Source organism: uncultured Alistipes sp., from assembly GCF_902388705.1.
Taxonomy (GTDB): Bacteria; Bacteroidota; Bacteroidia; order Bacteroidales; family Rikenellaceae; genus Alistipes.
Genome location: NZ_CABMQJ010000099.1, coordinates 1 through 4402, shown reverse-complemented (window position 1 = coordinate 4402; position 4402 = coordinate 1). Strand labels below are relative to the sequence as shown.

The 4402-nt window shown below is 58.2% G+C and carries 5 protein-coding genes; 3 read left to right on the top strand and 2 right to left on the bottom strand.

The window, feature by feature from the left end; translation table 11 throughout:
• Positions 1–248 precede the first annotated feature (248 nt).
• From serS to QZT71_RS12000, 3 genes are all read left to right on the top strand, one after another.
• The gene (gene serS / locus QZT71_RS12010; protein ID WP_295916542.1) at positions 249–1520 is read left to right on the top strand and encodes a serine--tRNA ligase; all 1272 of its coding nucleotides are present in this window, start codon (positions 249–251) and stop codon (positions 1518–1520) included.
• A 52-nt stretch (positions 1521–1572) separates the two neighbouring features.
• Positions 1573–1740 (top strand): DUF362 domain-containing protein, encoded by a 168-nt coding sequence (locus QZT71_RS12005; protein WP_018694847.1) that lies wholly within the window; start codon positions 1573–1575, stop codon positions 1738–1740.
• Positions 1741–2053: 313 nt separating this feature from the next.
• Entirely contained in the window at positions 2054–2635 is a 582-nt protein-coding gene (locus QZT71_RS12000; protein ID WP_295916535.1) for a sugar O-acetyltransferase, read from the top strand.
• Positions 2636–2662: 27 nt separating this feature from the next.
• On the opposite strand, the gene QZT71_RS11995 is transcribed toward QZT71_RS12000, so the two are convergent.
• Together QZT71_RS11995 and QZT71_RS11990 are read right to left on the bottom strand one after the other, a co-directional pair.
• Positions 2663–2896: a helix-turn-helix transcriptional regulator gene (locus QZT71_RS11995; protein ID WP_295916534.1), complete on the bottom strand. Its 234-nt coding sequence runs from the start codon at positions 2894–2896 to the stop codon at positions 2663–2665.
• Between the two features lie 467 nt (positions 2897–3363).
• Positions 3364–4402 (bottom strand): DUF1343 domain-containing protein (locus QZT71_RS11990; protein ID WP_295916533.1); only part of this gene is annotated, 1039 nt, incomplete at its 5' end.

Genomic DNA, 4402 nt, shown 5'->3' with positions numbered 1-4402 from the left:
GAAGGCCTCCGCACGGGCGGCACAGGCACCGGCGGCAGCCGTGCAGGCGGCGGGTAAAACACTCCGCACGGATTTGACGCTGCACACGCGCTGACCCTCCCCGCACCGATAACGACCGGGCCCCGCATCCGCGCGGGCCCGGTTTTTTCATGGAATCGAGAAAAAACGGCACGGCAGGGGTGTAAGTTGGCGTGTTTTTTATAATTTTGCAGTTTGGAAACGCGAATATTCAAAAACCACAAGATACTATGCTTACGATAAAGCAAATCCGCGATGACAAGCAGGCCGCTATCCGCAAACTCGCCAAGAAAGGCGTGGATGCCGCGCCGGTCATCGAGAAAATCGAACTGATGGACGACCGCCGCAAGGCCATCCAGACCGAACTGGACAACACGCTGGCCGCGCAGAACAAGGCCGCCAAGGAGATCGGCGCGCTGATGGGACAGGGACGCCGCGACGAGGCCGAGGAACGCAAGCGTTTCGTCGCCGACCTCAAGGAGAAATCCTCCCGGCTACAGGCCGAGTCGCACGACGTGATGGAGGAGCTGCAGGCCGCCATCGTTTCGCTGCCCAACTTCCCGGCCGACATCGTGCCCGAAGGCATGACCGCCGAGGACAACCTCGTCGTAAAACTCGTGGAAAGCTACACGAAACTGCCCGAAAACCCGCTTCCCCACTGGGAACTGGCCCGCAAATACGACATCATCGACTTCGATTTGGGCGTCAAACTCACGGGCGCCGGATTCCCCGTCTACAAGGGCAAGGGGGCGCGCCTGCAGCGTGCGCTGATTAACTTCTTCCTCGACTGCAACACCCGGGCCGGGTACCTCGAGGTCGAGCCACCCATCATGGTCAACGAAGCCTCGGGCTTCGGTACGGGACAGTTGCCCGACAAGGAGGGGCAGATGTACCACGCCACGGTCGACAACTTCTACCTGATTCCCACGGCCGAGGTTCCCGTGACGAACATCTACCGCGACGTAATCCTCGACGAAAAGGATTTCCCGGTGAAGATGACCGCCTACACCCCCTGTTTCCGCCGCGAGGCGGGCTCGTACGGCAAAGACGTGCGCGGCCTGAACCGCCTGCACCAGTTCGACAAGGTCGAAATCGTGCAGTTGAGCCTGCCCCAGTCATCGTACGAGGCGCTCGACGGCATGGTGGCCCACGTGGAATCGATTGTCAAGGCGCTGGAACTGCCCTACCGTATCCTGCGCCTGTGCGGCGGCGACATGTCGTTCACCTCGGCGCTCACCTACGACTTCGAAGTTTATTCGGAGGCGCAGAAACGCTGGCTGGAGGTGTCGTCGGTTTCCAATTTCGAATCGTTCCAAGCCAACCGCCTGAAACTGCGCTACCGCGACGCCGACAAGAAAACGCAGCTGGCACACACCCTGAACGGCTCGTCGCTGGCGCTGCCGCGCATCGTGGCTGCGCTGCTCGAGAATTTCCAGACGCCCGACGGCATCCGGATTCCCGAAGCGCTGGTACCCTATACGGGTTTTGATATTATCAAATAAGTTTCTATATTTGCTGACACAACACAACTTTTAACAATAAATTTCAACAAAAATGGCTTACAAAATCACTGATTCCTGCGTTGCCTGCGGCACCTGCATCGGCGAATGCCCCACGGAGGCTATCTCGGCCGGCGATATCTACGTCATCGACCCCGACAAATGCATCGACTGCGGTACCTGCGCCGGCGTTTGCCCGAGCGAGGCTATCATCGAAGGATAAACGACGCGGAGAAATCCGAAAAAAGCACACCCTCGAAAAGGTGTGCTTTTTTATTTCCCCCGCAGCCGGGCCATGCCCGAAACGGGCCGACGGAGCGTGTGCAACCTGCCCGGGCTATTAAATCGAGGAACTTTCGATATTCTTTTGTAAAAGCCATCGGAAACACCCGCATTTTTATTACTTTTATGCCTCTTCCCGGCAGGTGGCCGGGAAGAGGCATTTTAACTTCCGAATGGGACAGGCCGCGGGGACACCAACGGCCCTGCGCTGTACCCGGGTCGGACGAACCGTTTTACCCCGAAACACCCGAACTATGGACGATCTCGAAAAAATGAAAGCGGGCCTGTGGCTCTACGCCCGACAGCCGCAAATCCGGGAGGCGCTGCAGCGCTGCGAAGAATTGGTTTTCCGGTTCAACAGCCTGCCGCCCAGCAGGGAGGAGGAGCGCAATGCCCTCATCCGGCAGCTGTTCGGCCGCACAGGCGGCACATTCGTCATCCACAGCCCGTTCCACTGCGATTTCGGGACGCAGATTTCCATCGGCGACGACTTCACGGGTAACTTCAACCTGACGATTCTCGACGAAGCCCCCGTCACCATCGGCGACCACGTATTCATCGGCCCGAACGTAGGCATCTATACGGTCAACCACGCCCTGCTGCCCGACCAGCGCAACGCGGGTGTCATGCGTTCGCTTCCAATCACCATCGGCAACAACGTGTGGATAGGCGGCAACAGCGTCGTCACGCAGGGCGTTACTATCGGCGACAACACGGTCATCGGAGCCGGAAGCGTCGTCACGCGCGACATTCCGGCCGGGGTCATCGCTTTCGGCAACCCCTGCCGGGTCGTCCGGCCAATCACCGAAGCCGACCGGATTACGGATATCGCGTAACGAAAAAGCGTCCCGACGGGGACGCTTTTATTCGGTCGATTTAACACCTTTAAAAAAATCCTCGAAAGAAATTCTATAATAGTTGCACAAATCGGCCAATGTAGAGATTGAAACATTACCTTGTCCAGCTTCGATACGGGCAATATTGATGTCGGTATCAATATAAACATCGTCTTGGGAAAGACCACGGGAATTGCGCACTTCTTTCAATCTCCGAATTACGTTCTGTACAGCTGTTTCGTTATATCGTTCCCGTCGCATAGAACAAAGAACAGCAATAATGATACATTTTTGGCCGACAGTAGTGTCAGTTTGAAAAATTTCATTATATTTGCAAAAGAGATAAACCGAAAATAACAAAATGCTAACTTTGCACCATAATACGGCATAAGCCGGAAATAATATGAAAGGTTAAGACAAACCTTTATGCCTCCGAAAACCTAGCAAGTTAAAATCTGTGCATAAATTTGTCTGAAACCCGGGTTATGCCCCTGCCGCAAGGCAGGCGGCGAACTTGGGCGTAGGGAAATTTCACAGAATGGCATGCTAGGGCCTTCGGAGGGAAGAGTACCTGCGCCCTTTTTTTGCCGACAGGGCGGGGGCAAACGACAATCCGGCGGAACGGCCACAATGGGGCCTGCGTCACCAATTCTTCATAGTCAAATCGGCGTCGGCCGTTCCGCCTTCATGCAAAAACCGCCCCGGAGTTATCCTGGGCGGTTTTCACATTATTCGTAGAGCAGGTAACGTTCCCGCAGCGCCCGGAACCGCCGGACATCCTCCGCCCACCGGGCGCGTATCTCGGCCTCCGAAGCCCCGGCCACAATCATTTCGCGGACATAGCCCGCACCGATCAGCTTCTCGAACATCGGCGTAAAAAACTTATCGCCCAGCCCCAGGTTGCGGTAGGCTTCCATCACATATTTCAGCGTCAGTCCCTGCTCCCGGGCTTCGTCGAGCGGCATCCCGCTCAAATCCACACCGCGGCACAGCTTCCCTTCGAGAGGCGGATGCTTGGCGCCCGCCGTCGGGCGGGGCGTAAACGCGAACGCATATCCTTTCATGTCGGGATGCCCGTAGCACTCGAACGGCTTGTCCGTGCCGCGCCCGAGGCTTACGACCGTACCCTCGAAAAGGCAGACGGAGGGATAGAGGTAGACGGCGCGCTGCCTCGGCAGGTTGGGCGACGGGGCAACGGGCAGCTCGTAAGGGGTATCGTGGGTGTAGTTGCGGCAGCGGACGACCTCCAGTTCGCACGGCTTCGCCCACCCCTCGCCGAGCGCCATGCGGGCGATCTCGCCCATCGTAAGGCCGTGCAGTACGGGAACGGGAAGCGCCCCGACGCCCGACTTGTACTTCATGTCGAGCAGCGGGCCGTCGACATGGCTCCCGTTGGGGTTGGGGCGGTCGAGCACGACGACGCGGCAGCCGTAATCGGCACAGGCGTCCATCATGCGGAGCATCGAAATATAGTAGGTGTAAAAGCGCAGCCCGACGTCCTGCATATCGACCAGCAGCACGTCGAACGACCGCATCGCCTCGTCCGAGGGGCGTTTCGTATTCCCGTCGTAAAGCGAGCGTATCGGAATCCCGGTTCGGGTGTCCACCGAACTCGCGACGTGCTCGCCCGCATCGGCCGTTCCGCGGAATCCGTGCTCGGGCGAGAAAATGGCCGTCACATCGAACCCGCGCCCGTACAGCAGGTCGACCAGGTGCACCGTCCCGTCGGCGGAAGCGCCCGGCATACGGCCCGCGCCGCAGCAGTCA